General features: G+C 39.4%; 9 protein-coding genes and 3 tRNA genes. 6 read left to right on the top strand and 6 right to left on the bottom strand.

All coding sequences use genetic code 11. From position 1 onward, the window contains the following. Positions 1–576 precede the first annotated feature (576 nt). Both guaB and trpS read right to left on the bottom strand, forming a co-directional pair. Complete coding sequence (gene guaB / locus BVE84_RS07145; RefSeq protein WP_076996372.1) at positions 577–2,058, bottom strand: IMP dehydrogenase; 1,482 nt, start codon at positions 2,056–2,058, stop codon at positions 577–579. A 236-nt stretch (positions 2,059–2,294) separates the two neighbouring features. After that, entirely contained in the window at positions 2,295–3,320 is a 1,026-nt protein-coding gene (gene trpS / locus BVE84_RS07140) for a tryptophan--tRNA ligase (RefSeq protein WP_076996371.1), read from the bottom strand. A gap of 395 nt (positions 3,321–3,715) precedes the next feature. Between trpS and BVE84_RS07135 the strand changes: the two genes are divergently transcribed. The 3 genes from BVE84_RS07135 (at position 3,716) to BVE84_RS07125 (ending at position 8,925) form a co-directional block, all read left to right on the top strand. Then, a complete protein-coding gene (locus tag BVE84_RS07135; RefSeq protein WP_076996370.1) occupies positions 3,716–4,588 on the top strand; it encodes a YitT family protein in 873 nt (290 codons plus the stop codon). 66 nt (positions 4,589–4,654) lie between these two features. Beyond that, on the top strand, positions 4,655–6,277 hold the full coding sequence (locus BVE84_RS07130; RefSeq protein ID WP_076996369.1) for an ATP-binding cassette domain-containing protein: 1,623 nt from the start codon (positions 4,655–4,657) through the stop codon (positions 6,275–6,277). 38 nt (positions 6,278–6,315) lie between these two features. Next, positions 6,316–8,925, top strand: coding sequence for a YfhO family protein (locus BVE84_RS07125; protein ID WP_083708276.1), 2,610 nt, complete (start codon positions 6,316–6,318; stop codon positions 8,923–8,925). A 678-nt stretch (positions 8,926–9,603) separates the two neighbouring features. On the opposite strand, the gene BVE84_RS07120 is transcribed toward BVE84_RS07125, so the two are convergent. Both BVE84_RS07120 and BVE84_RS07115 read right to left on the bottom strand, forming a co-directional pair. Beyond that, positions 9,604–9,677, bottom strand: a tRNA-Asn gene (locus BVE84_RS07120). 5 nt (positions 9,678–9,682) lie between these two features. Next, positions 9,683–9,754, bottom strand: a tRNA-Glu gene (locus tag BVE84_RS07115). A 116-nt stretch (positions 9,755–9,870) separates the two neighbouring features. Here BVE84_RS07115 and BVE84_RS07110 point away from each other — a divergent pair. Beyond that, a tRNA-Arg gene (locus BVE84_RS07110) sits at positions 9,871–9,944 on the top strand. 15 nt (positions 9,945–9,959) lie between these two features. Here the strand turns inward: BVE84_RS07110 and BVE84_RS07105 are convergent. Beyond that, on the bottom strand, positions 9,960–10,631 hold the full coding sequence (locus BVE84_RS07105) for a YoaK family protein (RefSeq protein ID WP_076996367.1): 672 nt from the start codon (positions 10,629–10,631) through the stop codon (positions 9,960–9,962). Between the two features lie 24 nt (positions 10,632–10,655). Further along, positions 10,656–11,135, bottom strand: a complete 480-nt coding sequence (rlmH, locus tag BVE84_RS07100) for a 23S rRNA (pseudouridine(1915)-N(3))-methyltransferase RlmH (RefSeq protein WP_076996366.1) — start codon at positions 11,133–11,135, stop codon at positions 10,656–10,658. Positions 11,136–11,434: 299 nt separating this feature from the next. Here rlmH and BVE84_RS07095 point away from each other — a divergent pair, with 299 nt between their 5' ends. Both BVE84_RS07095 and BVE84_RS07090 read left to right on the top strand, forming a co-directional pair. Further along, positions 11,435–12,634, top strand: coding sequence for a S1C family serine protease (locus BVE84_RS07095; RefSeq protein WP_135017467.1), 1,200 nt, complete (start codon positions 11,435–11,437; stop codon positions 12,632–12,634). Between the two features lie 55 nt (positions 12,635–12,689). Then, on the top strand, positions 12,690–13,454 hold the full coding sequence (locus BVE84_RS07090; RefSeq protein ID WP_076996364.1) for a ParB/RepB/Spo0J family partition protein: 765 nt from the start codon (positions 12,690–12,692) through the stop codon (positions 13,452–13,454). Positions 13,455–13,572 lie beyond the last annotated feature (118 nt).

Raw genomic sequence — 13,572 nt, 5'->3', positions numbered from 1 at the left:
AACTCCTAGTACAAACAGTCAAAACACGTTATACCCGTCAAAAATCAAACTCTGATGTCCTTATACTCACCCTGCTGAAGGTCATCAACTACAAATCCCTCACTAGGAGTATACATCTAATGAGGGATTGCTACTAATACTCTTTAAAAATCAAAAGGATACGTCATCAATCTCCTATTTTTCAGTCGCTTTTATACGCCCCTTTGTATCTTGTGGAATTGAGTTCGGACTAAAAATGTGAGAAAAAAGATAGGCAGCTGTTTCGGCTTTAGCCGATTACAGCTGAGAATCATAGAAATAGTCAGGGGATTTCAACAGTTCGGGGAACTGTTGAAACTGGTCACCTATAAATATGAAAGTGACCACGGAAGCCCGAGCCTAAAAATTAGACAGCGAGGTTAGCGGTTGTTGGAGTCACCTGCCCCAATTCCCTATTTTCTTTACATTTTCTTAACGTCCTCACATCTTAATTGTGAAAGCTAGTCTACTGTTGATTTTTATTGAGTATAACTTTCATTATTCTATGGGTGAGAACATAGCCTCACAGTAGTTTTGATCAAACTTTTTTGTCACTGCTTATTGAACAGAATAGTTTGGTGCTTCATTGGTAATCTGAACATCATGTGGGTGACTTTCCTTCAGACCCGCACCACTCATTTCGATGAATTGCGCATTATCGTGCAACTCTTGAATCGTAGCTGCACCAACATAGCCCATACCTGAACGGATACCTCCAAGCATTTGGAAAACAATATCGGCTGCTGCACCCTTATACGCCACACGACCTTCAATTCCTTCTGGTACCAGTTTATTAGCTTCATTGACAGAACCCTGGAAGTAGCGATCACTTGAGCCTTTTTTCATCGCTGCAATAGATCCCATACCTCGGTAAGTTTTGAACTTCCGTCCTTGGAAAATCTCTGTTTCTCCTGGTGCTTCATCTGTTCCTGCAAACATAGAGCCGAGCATGACCGCATGTCCACCTGCTGCAAGAGCCTTCACGATATCACCAGAATACTTGATTCCACCGTCTGCTATAATCGTTTTACCATACTCACGCGCAACCTGTGCCGCATCGTAAATAGCTGTTACTTGCGGTACCCCAACGCCTGCAATGACACGGGTGGTACAAATAGAACCTGGTCCAATCCCAACTTTGACTACGTCAACTCCTGCATCATAGAGCGCGCGTGCCCCTTCTGCTGTTGCAATATTTCCTGCAATTAAGGTACGATCTGGGAAATGTGCACGGATTTCTGCAATCTTACGAAGAACACCTGCTGAATGCCCATGAGCTGTATCGATAACAATCGCATCTGCCCCTGCTTCAAAAAGAGCTTCTGCACGCTCAAAGGTATCAGAAGTTACCCCCACTGCACCAGCTACAAGGAGACGACCAAACTCGTCCTTAGCAGCATTTGGAAATTCGATGACTTTTTCTATATCTTTAATCGTAATCAAGCCAGACAAGCGACCATTTTCATCTACGAGTGGAAGTTTTTCAATCCTATGTTCTTGTAAGATGCTTTCAGCTGTCTCTAAATCCGTTCCAACAGGAGCTGTCACTAGATTCTCACTGGTCATATTCGATGAGATTGGTTGATGATAATCTGAAATAAAACGCATGTCACGGTTTGTAATAATACCGACTAATTTGCGATTCTCCATGGTTTCAACAATCGGTACACCACTGATGCGGTAGCGTCCCATCAGTTCTTCTGCTTCTTTAATGGTATGATCGGGGGTGAGGAAAAATGGATCAATAATAACACCATTTTCAGAGCGTTTTACCTTGCGCACTTCATCTGCTTGCTGTTCGATTGACATGTTCTTGTGAATGACACCCAGTCCACCTGCACGCGCAATTGCAATCGCCATTTTACTTTCTGTTACTGTATCCATGGCCGCCGTAATGATTGGGATATTGAGAGTTAAATTCTTAGCCAGTTTTGTTTGAAGATTGGCATCATTTGGCAAAACGTGACTTTCCGCCGGAATAAGCAATACATCATCAAAGGTAAATCCTTTTTTTAAAAATTTTGTGTCCCAATTAGACATCCACAGATTCCTCTTTTCTTTTTATTTTTCTAGCCAAACTAGCTGATTTGTATTTTAAATATCATACCATTTTGACATCATTTGTCAAATATTATTCGTTTTAAATTCTATTTTTTCTTCTAAATCAGATATTAAAGGATAAACTTCCCTAAATAGCGAACTTTTTCATGATATGCAACTGTTTTGTTCAGAAAAAAGAGCAGAATTTTTCTTTTCTACCCTTTAGAATACCTGATTTACTCAAAATAATTCAATCCCATGGCTGCCTTGACTTCTGATAGCGTTTGAGCTGCGACTTGACGAGCCTTCTCACTACCCTTTTGTAGCATATTATAAACTTCACCCATATCCTTTGCAAATTCCAAACGACGCTTTTGAATCGGTCCTAACTCTCGTTCTAAAATGTCTAACAAATAGCGTTTCGTCTTGACATCTCCTAGACCACCACGTTGATAATGCTCCTTCATCGCTTCAATTTCAGCCCTGTCTTTCTCATGACCAAAGACATCTAGATAATGAAAGACCATATTTCCCTCAATTTTACCTGGATCTTCAATCTTGATATGATTAGGGTCTGTGTACATGCTCATAACCTTCTTTTTGACTATGTCCATGCTATCTGCCAGATAAATCCCATTATTGAGTGATTTAGACATCTTGGCGTTACCATCTAATCCAGGGAGTCTTCCCGCCCCCTCATGCGTAGGGTAAATCCCTTCTGGTTCTACCAATATATCTGTCTGATAAGTATGATTAAAGCTGCGGACAATCTCACGTGTCTGCTCAATCATCGGTTTTTGATCGACACCGACCGGCACATAGTTTGCCTTAAAAGCTGTAATATCAGCTGCTTGGGCAATAGGATAGACCAAAAATCCAGTCGGGATACTCTCTCCAAAACCTTTTTGTGCAATCTCAGTCTTAACAGTCGGATTACGCTCCAAACGTCCTAATGAGACCAAATTCATATAATACATCGATAACTCAGCCAATTCTGGAATTTGACTCTGAATAAAAATGGTAGATTTTTCAGGGTCCAACCCTGCAGCTAGGTAATCTAAAGCTACCTGACCAACTGACTCCACAATCTTTTGTGGCTCTTTCGCATGGTCTGTCAAAGCCTGCTGATCGGCTAAAAAGACAAACAAGTTATAGGTATCTTCATTTTGCAAACGAACGCGATTTTGTAAACTCCCCACATAGTGTCCAATGTGCAATTTTCCAGTTGGACGATCACCTGTTAAAATAATTGGTCTTGTCATAGTGTTCTCCTTTTTCCATAAATAAAGCCCACGCATAGCAAAAAGCCACACGAGGGCATCACATATACGGTGCCATCTCCCCTATAACTCATCTCAGCTCATTTGCATATAAGGCCTGTAAACCGAATCTGTAAGAGTTCAACTTCCTAGTCTATCAGCTTATTCACCACTCTTTTATAGTCGTTTAGTTTATCTTTTATTACTTCGTTAACTCGCTTTGCCGTACTCCAGTACAGCCTGCAGCTCGTTGCCTAGTACTAAAAGCAAACTAAAAGACTGTAATTCCTCCTAATTATATACTCTAAAAAATAGAAAGTCAAGCACTTCAATAACTTGACGGCAGAAGGAGAATGATAGATAATAGAAACTAGACATTTGACAGATAGGATACCTATATGAAACAAAAATTAAAAGATTTTGCGCTTGTAACAGTTGGATCTCTCATCGCTGCTGTTGCCTTTAACAGTATGTTTGTTGAAAATCACATTGCTTCTGGAGGAGTTGGGGGTCTCGCTATCAGTATGAATGCCTTGTTTGGTTGGAATACTGCTAACTTTATCCTCTATGCCAACATTCCACTTTTGTTCCTCTGCTTCTTCTGCTTGGGAAAAGAGGTCTTTATTAAAACTGTCTACGGTGCCTGGATTTATCCAATTTTCATCAAGTTGACAGCAGGTTTACCAACCTTGACACACAATACACTGCTGGCTGCAATTTTTGGAGGTGCCGTTCTAGGATTTGGTCTAGGTTTGGTTTTCATCGGACATTCGTCAACAGGCGGTACCGGAATTATCATCCAACTATTTGAAAAATACACCCCCATTCCGCTTGGAACCAGTATGGGCATTGTGGATGGGATAATCGTAGCCCTTGGATTTGTCGCTTTTGATACAGATACAGTGATGTACTCAATCATTGCTTTACTCTCCATTACATACCTTGTCAACCTTGTCATGGCAGGTGCTGACTCTTCAAGGAATATCATGATTATTTCTAAAGAGCATACAAAAATCAAGGAATACATTACCAAGGTGGCAGACCGCGGGGTAACAGAGCTTCCAGTAGTCGGTGGGTTTACAGGTCAAAAGAATCGTATGTTGATGACCACTGTTTCACGATTTGAATACCAACGATTAGAAACCCACATTCTAGCTATTGATGAAACAGCCTTTATTGTTGTTATGCCTGCTAACCAGGTCAAGGGACGAGGCTTTAGTTTACAAAAGACTCATCAAAATTTAGAGAAAGATATTCTCATTCCAATATAATTTCAATTGAAAAATCAGTTTATTTAGAGTAGAATAAGACTAACCATAGAAATTAGGAGAATTGTATTGCTTACAGTATCAGATGTATCGCTTCGTTTTAGCGATCGAAAATTATTTGACGATGTCAACATTAAGTTTACAGCAGGAAACACCTACGGCCTAATCGGGGCTAATGGTGCCGGAAAGTCAACTTTCCTTAAAATTTTAGCGGGTGATATTGAACCGACAACTGGTCATATCTCCCTCGGACCAGACGAACGTCTCTCTGTCCTACGCCAAAATCACTTTGATTACGAGGATGAACGAGTCATTGATGTCGTCATTATGGGAAATTCACAACTTTACAGCATCATGAAAGAAAAAGATGCTATTTATATGAAGGAAGACTTTTCAGATGAAGATGGAGTTCGTGCAGCTGAACTAGAGGGTGAATTTGCAGAGTTGGGAGGATGGGAAGCAGAGAGTGAGGCTTCTCAGCTCTTGCAACATTTGAATATTGCTGAAGACCTTCATTACCAAAATATGAGTGAGTTAACCAACGGTGAAAAGGTGAAGGTTCTCTTAGCTAAGGCCCTTTTTGGTAAACCAGATGTCTTGCTCTTAGACGAGCCGACCAATGGTCTGGATATTCAATCAATTAACTGGCTTGAAGAATTTTTGATTGATTTTGAAAATACAGTCATTGTCGTATCCCATGACCGCCATTTCTTGAATAAGGTATGTACCCATATGGCAGACCTAGACTTTGGTAAAATCAAGATTTTCGTCGGAAACTATGACTTTTGGAAACAATCTAGCGAGTTGGCTGCCAAGCTACAGGCTGACCGCAATGCCAAGGCAGAAGAAAAAATAAAAGAATTACAAGAATTTGTTGCCCGTTTTTCTGCCAACGCTTCTAAATCTAAGCAGGCTACTTCACGTAAGAAAATGCTCGATAAGATTGAACTAGAAGAAATTATCCCATCCAGCCGTAAATATCCGTTCATCCACTTTAAGGCTGAGCGAGAAATTGGGAATGATCTAGTAACAGTTGAAAACTTAAAGGTTACCATTGACGGTGAGGTGATATTAGACAATATCAATTTTATCCTTCGTCCGGGTGACAAGACTGCCTTGATTGGTCAAAATGATATTCAAACAACGGCACTTATCCGTGCCCTCATGGGAGATATTGACTACGAAGGAACCATCAAATGGGGGGTAACTACTAGCCAGTCCTACCTACCAAAAGATACCAGTCGTGATTTTGCAAGTGACGAATCGATTCTCGACTGGCTCCGTCAGTTTGCAAGTAAGGAAGAAGATGACAACACTTTCTTACGTGGCTTCTTGGGACGCATGCTCTTTTCTGGTGATGAGGTTAACAAGCCTGTCAATGTCCTTTCAGGGGGAGAGAAGGTCCGTGTCATGCTCTCAAAACTCATGCTACTCAAATCAAATGTCCTCGTCCTTGATGATCCGACCAATCACTTGGATTTGGAATCTATATCCAGCTTGAACGATGGATTAAAGACCTTCAAAGAATCCATTATCTTTGCTAGTCACGACCACGAATTTATTCAAACCCTAGCGAATCATATTATTGTCATTTCTAAAAACGGAGTGATTGACCGTATCGATGAGACCTACGATGAATTCTTGGAAAACCAAGAAGTTCAAGCAAAAGTAAAAGAACTTTGGAAAGATTAGAGAAAAGGCGAATCAAATCGCCTTTTCTTGCAAATAGAATGATCATTATGTTAAAAAAATACTCATCCTCTTTACATGTAGCTGCCTCTTTCATAGTGCCTATCCTCATCATCGCTCTTATACTGGCTATGAAAGGAATCTGGTGGGGAAGTCAGACAACTATTTTAGCAAGCGATGCTTTCCATCAGTATGTTATTTTTAATCAAGTATTACGAAATATCTTACATGGTGATGGCTCTTTATTTTATACCTTTACTAGTGGATTGGGACTGAATTTTTATGCCCTATCTTCTTATTATTTGGGTTCTATCCTATCTCCTTTCGTATACTTTTTCGATTTAAAGAGCATGCCAGATGCCCTCTATCTCTTTACACTTCTGAAATTTGGATTGACAGGTCTGTCAACTTATCTTAGTCTATCTACTATCTATAAAAAATTACAGCCTGTGTTAGTGCTTGTCTTATCCACTTGTTTCTCTCTGATGAGTTTTTCAACCAGTCAACTAGAAATTAACATTTGGTTAGATACCTTTATCCTAGTTCCACTTATCCTACTCGGACTGCACCGTATCATTGAAAAAAAGGGAAGTCTATTATACTTTGTCAGTCTTACCGTTTTGTTTATCCAAAATTATTATTTTGGATATATGATGGCTCTATTTTTAGCTGTTTGGTTCCCCGTTCAACTATCTTGGGAGTTTAAAAAAAGAATAGGCTCTGTAATAGACTTTGTAATTGTGTCACTATTAGCAGCTCTAACTAGCATGATTATGCTAGTTCCTAGCTACTTAGACTTAAAGACACATGGTGAAACATTGACAAAAATTGTCAATCTACAAACAGAAAATTCTTGGTATTTAGATCTATTTGCAAAAAATGTAATTGGAAGCTACGATACGACGAAGTTTGGTGCTATCCCTATGATTTATGTGGGGATTTTTCCTCTCATACTCGCACTTGTTTTCTTCACTATAAAATCGATTAAATGGCAGGTTAAAGTCAGTTATGGTCTGCTACTCGTCCTTATTATTACCAGTTTTTATCTCCAGCCACTTGATTTACTTTGGCAGGGAATGCATGCCCCAAACATGTTTTTACATCGCTATGCCTGGATTTTTTCACTGGTTATCATTTACATGGCAGCAGAAGTGTTGACACGATTGTCAAGTACTCACTTCCGTGAATATCTCATCCCTCTGCTCTTACTCATGGCAGGATTTGGAGTGACATTCTTCTTTAGGGAGCGGTACAAGTTTCTGACATCCATCCACTTTCTATTGTCCCTTGAATTTTTAATTGCTTACGGAATTCTACTATTTGCCATCAGTACGAAACGCATCACTCTGAAAATATTTTCTGGTTTCTGCCTATTATTTGTGCTGTTCGAGCTTGGTTTGAATACCAATTATCAGGTTGATGGCTTGTCTACCGAGTGGCACTTTCCAAGCCGTGATAGTTACGAACAAAACTTGACAGATATTGACAACCTCGTAACATATACAAAGGCTACAAATTCGGAATTTTACCGTACAGAACGCTTGTTTCCTCAAACCGGAAATGATAGCATGAAATATAATTACAATGGCATCTCTCAATTTTCCTCCATCCGTAACCGTGCTTCCAGTTCAACACTGGATAAGCTAGGTTTCCGTTCTGATGGTACAAATCTTAACTTACGCTACCAAAACAATACCATTATTGCAGACAGTCTCTTTGCTATTCAATATAATTTAGTAGCAGGTACTCTGGCTAAATTCGGATTCTCTCCAATCCATTCAAGCGGTCAGTATTCCCTCTACGAAAATTCCTACTCTCTTCCCTTGGCAATCCTGACCAATTCTGTTTACAAAGATGTAAACTTTTCTCATCTAACCTTAGATAATCAAAGTCATTTCCTAAATCAGTTGGCCGGACTTGATTTTCAATATTACTACAGATTAGAACCTTCTAATTTTGAGGGTGGGGCTGAGCTAAATAATCGTGTCATCGTTTCTAAAACAGGAACAGATGACACACCTCGTATTCAATATTCAGTGCTGGTTCCTGCTCATACACAACTATATGTCAATATTCCAAACATCAGCTTTACAAGTGACAGCAGCAAGAATGTACAGTTCACTATCAATAATGTCACCCAAAACTTTACACTTGATAACACTTTCTCACTATTTGATGCAGGGTATTTTGAAACTGAACAGATTGTAACCTTGACAATGAGTTTTCCTCATAATGCCCAAGTTTCATTTGATAACCCTCAATTTTATCGGCTCGACACCACCGCATACCAAGCAGCTATGAACAAAATAAAGAGTCAAAAAGTCCAAGTAAAAACAAGGGGTCATAACATTTTTATTGAGTATACGTCTGACACGGATGCCTCACTGCTGCTAACCCTCCCCTATGACAAGGGCTGGTCTGCTAGCCAAAATGGAAGAAATCTCGCGATACAAAAAGCCCAAAAGGGCTTTATGAAAATAGATGTCACAAAAGGCTCAGGAACGATTACCCTCTCATTTATTCCCAAAGGATTTGTCATTGGCCTTGGCTGTTTTATCACAGGAATCTTACTATTTATCCTCTACAATAGAATCCGAATTAAGAAACGAATAGCCACAAATCATACCCGTAAAAACAGAAGATTGCGATAGCTCCTCTATTTCAACTCCCTTTGACTAAACTCTCTCACCATTTTTATAACCCTCACTTGTGAAAGCTAGTCTACTGTTGATTTTTATTGAGCATACTATATGCTTCTCATACCTTGCAAAGATGCGAATTTTTAGATTGAGGGAAAATCTGTTTGGGATAAGACTCTTCACCTTGTAGATATTTTTCAACAAAAAAACTCTTGGAAACAGCATTCTAAGAGATTACTTAATCTTATATTTTTTAATTTAGGGGAAGGCACACTTGGAACAACTGTGTGATTCCCCTTTTATAGTCTCTACTCAAGCTGTTTTCTAACCTTGACACCCATATACTTATTATCTCGTTATTTGTGATAATTGCTGAAACGATTAAGGAGATGGATAGCAACTACTGTATGAAACAGAATCAGTGTTAAAAAACCACCTGGGATATTGCCATTTTGTAAGTAAATATAGATAAATATAAAAATATCCATAATGATTATTTCCAATAAAGAGATTAGTAAATATTTTTTCATCTTTTTTCCTTTCTAGCATATCAGAAAATAAACATCTAAGAAGATTGATGGCATCTTAGATCTGTCTTTTCAAGTCCTATTTATTCTAAACTGATTGTATATGCAATCAGTTTTTTCAACAAAAAATCCCTACGCATACACATAGGGAATCGTTTTCTTACTCCGCCAGTAGGACTCGAACCTACGACATCATGATTAACAGTCATGCGCTACTACCAACTGAGCTATGGCGGATAAGATAGTCCGTACGGGATTCGAACCCGTGTTACCGCCGTGAAAAGGCGGTGTCTTAACCCCTTGACCAACGGACCATTCAAACACTATCTAGTATAATATAGACCTCATTCCTTTGTCAAGTTATTTTTTCGCTTTTTTCTATATCTTGACATTCCATCTTGTTTACGTTAAAATGAAGTAGTTATTGAGCGGTTCCATAGCTCAGCTGGATAGAGCATTCGCCTTCTAAGCGAACGGTCGCAGGTTCGAATCCTGCTGGAATCATGTAAAGCCTGGCTTCTATGCTAGGCTTTTTTCTCGCCATAATTCATAGTTGACATATAGGATTGGAAGTAGGACATACGCAAGTGCATATTCATAAAACCATGAGGAAAGGAGCGTTGAAATGATGACTCCAAGGCTAAAACTCCCCAAAATAAAAATTGTTTCCTGTCCCCTTCTGCAAAGGACCTCATCATGCTCCCTCCAGCCTTTAAACCATAGATAGGCTGCATTTTTTACATTTCCTGTCATCATCACATTAGCATAAGGAGCCCCTCGTAATTTCTGAAAGGTTCCAATTTGAATAGAAGCTACAAAAGCTAAGGTAGCCATGGTAAAAAAAGGTCCTACAAAAGGGGAAAACACAACTGCTATAATGATGAAGCCAGTCATCAACAAGCTACTGCTGAAATGCCACAGCCACTTATCCTTTTTAAAGCGTTTCTGAATAAGATAGACAACAAATTGCCCTAGCACAAAGAAAAGAATAGGGTTTAGAAAACGAGCCACTTGTAACATGTCCCCTTTTGCTAGGTAGTAAGATAGCATGATGATATTTCCTGATTGAATACCTGCAAATCGACCGTCCTGAGTCACATAGGTAAAAGCGTTCAAGTAACCACTGATAAAGGTTAAAACTGTTGCAATCCGTAAGCCTTCAAATACTTGATATTCCTTGTTTATTGACATATAACTCCTAGGTTTCACGTGAAACTACTTATGATAAGGGCTTCCCTGCTGAATCATAAACGATCGATAGATCTGCTCAACCAAGACTAGGCGCATCAGTTGATGGGGGAGGGTAAGAAGGCCGAAACTCATTAGCAGATTGGCTCGTTTCTTGACTACTCCATGTAAGCCTAGACTACCACCGATAACAAAGGTAATAGTAGAGTAGCCCTTGACTAGGGTATTGGCCACTAACTGACTAAATTCTTCTGATGCAAATTGTCGGCCTTCAATAGCCAAGGCAATGACATAGTCTCGGTCGTTGATTTTTGTCAGAATCCGCTCTGCCTCTTTTTTCAAAATAGCCTCATTTTCAGCAGGACTAGCCTTATCTGGTGTCTTTTCATCTGCTAATTCAATCCTATCAATTTTGGCAAATCGATGTAAACGTTTGACATACTCAGCCATCCCATCTTTTAAGTAGCTTTCTTTTAATTTTCCAACTGTGATGATTTTTATTTTCATGATATCATTGTACCATATTCATCCCAGATGCAGTTGAGAAATTCTACTAAAGCCTGTCCTCACTAGAAGTTCTAGCCTGTACTCATTCATCTACTCTTGAGTTTCACTGAGTAGAGTGGCGCATTCTTCCCGACAGCACTCTCATTTTGAATAATATTGTAACGATCAACATAAGCTCTTAAATAGTGTCATTAAGTTAATTAAGTTATCCACAACCTGTGGATTGCTTTTTCCTGATTTTAAGTTATAATTAAGAAAATAAGGTTATGATGAACTCAAAATTCGAAAGGATTCTCTCTATGAAAAAATTCTTCAAAGTGGCACTCATATTAGTGATTGGATTTGTCGGAGGACTGGCTGGAACGCTGGTTTCGCCCTTACTCCAAACAAATAAACAGACGGCACAAGTGGTAGAAACTAAAAAAGAAAACGAACAGACTTCTGTTAGTAAGGTACAGTACAATAATGAAAACTCAACCACATCAGCTGTTGAAAAAGTACAAAATGCAGTAGTATCTGTGATCAATTATCAAAAACCGCGTGACAATGGCTATCGTTCTATTTTAGAAGAGAACGGTAACTCAGATGATTTAGCCGTAGCCGGAGAAGGTTCTGGAGTTATTTACAAAAAAACAGACCAATTTGCCTATCTTGTCACTAATACCCACGTCATTGCAGGGGCTGAAAAAATTGATATTCAGCTAGCTTCCGGGGAAAAAGTGGAAGGGGAGTTAATTGGGTCAGATACCTATGCAGATATTGCTGTGATTAAAATTGCGGCTGATAAGGTTAAAAACGTTGCTGAATTTGCAGATTCTGACAAGATTAAGGTAGGAGAGACAGCGATTGCTATCGGTAGCCCACTCGGTAGTATCTACGCCAACACCGTGACCCAAGGAATTGTCTCCAGTCTCAGCCGTACAGTCACTTCAAAGGCAGAAGATGGACAGACGATTTCTACCAATGCTATTCAAACGGATACAGCGATTAACCCTGGAAATTCAGGTGGTCCACTGATTAATATTCAAGGACAGGTCATCGGAATTACCTCTAGTAAGATTGCTTCTAGCTCCAATTCATCAACTGGAGTTGCCGTAGAGGGGATGGGATTTGCAATTCCTGCAAATGATGCAGTCAGCATCATCAACCAGCTAGAGAAAAATGGCAAGGTCATCCGTCCAGCTCTAGGGATTAAGATGGCAAATTTAAGTAATCTTTCAACTACTCAACGACAAAAAGCAGGGATTGTTGATGATAACATGAAGGCAGGGATTGTCGTCCTTTCTACTCAAAAGGGTCTGCCAGCAGACGGTCATTTAGAGCAATATGATGTCATCACTAAAATTGATGGGGAAGCAGTCGAAACAATCAGTGATTTACAAAGCGCTCTCTATAAACATACCATCGGTGATACAATCTCCATTACCTATTCTCGCAATGGAAAAGAAAAAACAGTTGACATCAAGTTAACCAATTCAACCGAAGAGCTTGAAAACTAGGCATCACTCACTTTACTTCATTGTAAAGTGAGTCTTTTTTTGCTAAGATGGACATATGGAAGAACTACATTATATTTCAATTACAGATATTAGCCCCAATCCTTATCAGCCACGGATTCATTTTGACCAAGAAAAATTAGAAGAACTAGCCCAATCGATTAGAGAAAACGGGCTTATTCAACCATTGATTGTCCGAAGATCAGCCGTAATCGGTTACGAATTGCTAGCAGGAGAAAGAAGACTACGAGCTAGCCAATTAGCAGGACTGACACAGGTTCCTGTAGTCGTCAAAGACCTATCTGATGATGAATTGCTTTCTCAAGCCATTATTGAAAATCTGCAGCGCTCTGATCTCAATCCGATTGAAGAAGCAACCTCCTATCAACGCTTGATTGAAAAAGGCTTAACACACGATGAAATTGCACAAATCATGGGGAAATCACGACCTTATATCACCAATATTCTGCGCTTATTACAGCTATCAGACACCTTAATTCAGGCAGTAAAAGAAGGGAAACTATCGCAAGGGCATGCTAGACTATTGATTTCCTTTAAAGAAAAAGAGCAAGAACAATGGCTCCATACCATTTTGGAAAAAGAAATGAGCGTCCGCGCCTTAGAGGCAGCCTTGTCAACTAAGAAGGCGAAAAATGTCCAACCAAGCAAGGATATCTTTATCAAAGAGACAGAAGAAACTATCCGGCAACTACTAGGGACAGCCGTCCAAATTCAACAGAAAAAAAACGGTAGCGGCACTCTGAGTATTTCATTTAAAAATGCAGAAGAATTTGAACGAATTGTCCACACCCTGATAAGCTAGTGTGGAAACTATTATTCTATAAACAGGATTATGCACAATCACTGCCTCCCTCATTCATTAGAAAATAAGAGTTTCTCTAGATTATACACAACTTGTGGAAAACTATTATAAACAATGT

The sequence above is a fragment of the Streptococcus azizii genome (assembly GCF_001984715.1).
Taxonomy (GTDB): Bacteria; Bacillota; Bacilli; order Lactobacillales; family Streptococcaceae; genus Streptococcus; species Streptococcus azizii.
The sequence above is the reverse complement of the archived record's forward strand: the minus strand, read 5'-3'. Positions and strand labels throughout refer to the sequence as shown.

Bases quoted from the DNA above. Each gene is read 5' to 3' on its own strand.
- rlmH (WP_076996366.1), bottom strand. From the start codon at position 11,135: ATGAAAATAAAAATCATCACAGTTGGAAAATTAAAAGAAAGCTACTTA.
- BVE84_RS07090 (WP_076996364.1), top strand. From the start codon at position 12,690: ATGGAAGAACTACATTATATTTCAATTACAGATATTAGCCCCAATCCT.
- BVE84_RS07135 (WP_076996370.1), top strand. From the start codon at position 3,716: ATGAAACAAAAATTAAAAGATTTTGCGCTTGTAACAGTTGGATCTCTC.
- BVE84_RS07105 (WP_076996367.1), bottom strand. From the start codon at position 10,631: ATGTCAATAAACAAGGAATATCAAGTATTTGAAGGCTTACGGATTGCA.
- BVE84_RS07095 (WP_135017467.1), top strand. From the start codon at position 11,435: ATGAAAAAATTCTTCAAAGTGGCACTCATATTAGTGATTGGATTTGTC.
- guaB (WP_076996372.1), bottom strand. From the start codon at position 2,058: ATGTCTAATTGGGACACAAAATTTTTAAAAAAAGGATTTACCTTTGAT.
- BVE84_RS07125 (WP_083708276.1), top strand. From the start codon at position 6,316: ATGATCATTATGTTAAAAAAATACTCATCCTCTTTACATGTAGCTGCC.
- trpS (WP_076996371.1), bottom strand. From the start codon at position 3,320: ATGACAAGACCAATTATTTTAACAGGTGATCGTCCAACTGGAAAATTG.